1 protein-coding gene is annotated in these 250 nt (G+C 70.4%); it reads right to left on the bottom strand.

Translation table 11 applies throughout. The features are described from left to right. The coding region (locus tag SB751_RS33500) for a hypothetical protein (RefSeq protein WP_410749432.1) at positions 1-250 on the bottom strand (250 nt) is incomplete at both ends.

The following is a 250-nucleotide window of genomic DNA, read 5'->3' as shown; positions in this document are numbered from 1 at the left end:
ACGACGCGAGCGCCGCGCAATGAACGGGGCGCTGAAAGAAACCGGGCGGCCGAAGCCGCCCGATCGAGCATGCGTTACGCCATCTTCACAGGGGCGCGCCAGGATTCCGGGTTGGTCCAGAAGGCGCCGCGCAGCCGGTCGCGGCTCGGCGGTGCAGGCGGGCTCGTACCACGGCGTCGTCACGAACACGTCGGCCGCGCTGTAGTACAGGTGCAGCACGTCGCGCTCGCGCCGGCCGACGAAGATCACG

This window comes from Cupriavidus sp. SIMBA_020, assembly GCF_046535395.1.
Lineage (GTDB): Bacteria > Pseudomonadota > Gammaproteobacteria > Burkholderiales > Burkholderiaceae > Cupriavidus > Cupriavidus campinensis.
Note: the sequence above shows the minus strand (reverse complement) of the source record. Positions and strands in the feature narration are given on the sequence as shown.